A 1,398-nucleotide genomic window follows, 5' to 3' on the forward strand; every position below is an offset into this window, starting at 1 on the left:
TAAAATGGGCAACACAATATAAATAACAAAAAACGAGCTGTTGGTGGGAAAAGCTGGCTGAAAACAGGTTTTTCTACAGCCTCGTTATAAGCCCGGTGAGAACTGAACTAAATTGAGAAGTTAGCAATGGATTTAAAGAAACAAGCCTTTTTAAGAGATGTGGGTAAGGAGTTACTTGAAGAAAATGTGGCCGTTTTTGCAGGGGCTGGAATGTCAGCGGGTGCTGGGTTCGTAAATTGGGCCGAACTATTAAGACCAATTGCAGATGAGCTTGGATTGGATGTAGACAAAGAAAATGATTTAGTAGCTTTAGCGCAGTTTCATTGCAACGACAATGCGAACAATCGAAGTCAGCTTAATCAGAGACTTATAGAAGAGTTTTCAAGAGAGGCTTCAGAAACAGAAAATCATAAAATACTTTGTAGGCTACCAATTAGAACCTACTGGACAACAAATTATGACAAGATTATTGAAAATGCTCTCGATAATTCTGGAAAGATAGCAGATGTAAAATATACAAAAGAGCATTTGTCTACAACAAAACCAAAGCGTGATGCTGTCGTATATAAAATGCATGGTGATGTCGATCACGCTAGCCAAGCGGTATTGACCAAGGATGATTATGAGCGATATCACGTCAAGATGGATCAATATCTAGCAAATCTTAAAGGGGATCTGATTTCAAAAACATTTATATTTATAGGGTTCAGCTTTACTGATCCAAATTTGGATTACATCCTCAGTCGGATTCGAGTTGCTTATGAAGGAAACCAAAGGCGTCATTATTGTTTCATAAGAGGTGTCAAGCAAGAAGACGCTGAAGAGCTAGCTGATTTTGAATATCGAAGGAGGAAACAAGATTACTTTGTGAAAGATTTGGAACGATTCAACGTAAAAACAATTCTAGTTGACGATTTTTCCGAAATAACAGAATTGCTGAGACGATTAGAGCAGAATTATAAATCTAAAACTATTTTTATATCAGGTGCTGCCCACGAGTATGGCGAAATGGGAGAGCACGACGCCTTAAAATTTGTATATCAATTAAGTCGCAAACTCGTATCACAAGGTATTCGTGTTGTTTCTGGGTTTGGATTGGGGGTTGGAAGTTCTGTAATATCTGGAGTCTTAGAACAAACTTTCACCAGCCCCAAAGCTAAAGTAGAAGACCAGCTAATATTGCGCCCTTTTCCTCAGTCTACAGAGGGTGGGCTTCCTCTGTCCGCATTATGGTCAAAGTATAGAGAAGACATGATAAACCATGCTGGGATCGCATTATTTTTGTTTGGTAATAAGTCCGACGGCCCCCTCCGTCACACTAGTTGTCCGCTTGATTAATTTTAATCGACTAGACAAATCGGAGTGTAGCTATGGCCTCTTACAGCACAGACTTTAGAG

The 1,398-nt window shown here is 39.3% G+C and carries 1 protein-coding gene; it reads left to right on the plus strand.

From position 1 onward, the window contains the following. The first annotated feature begins 126 nt into the window (after window positions 1-126). The gene (locus BP27_RS16470; RefSeq protein ID WP_084324619.1) at window positions 127-1,338 is read left to right on the plus strand and encodes an SIR2 family protein; all 1,212 of its coding nucleotides are present in this window, start codon (window positions 127-129) and stop codon (window positions 1,336-1,338) included. The last annotated feature ends 60 nt before the right edge of the window (window positions 1,339-1,398 follow it).

Origin of the sequence: Marinospirillum insulare DSM 21763 (assembly GCF_000686905.1) — a bacterium.
Taxonomy (GTDB): Bacteria; Pseudomonadota; Gammaproteobacteria; order Pseudomonadales; family Halomonadaceae; genus Marinospirillum; species Marinospirillum insulare.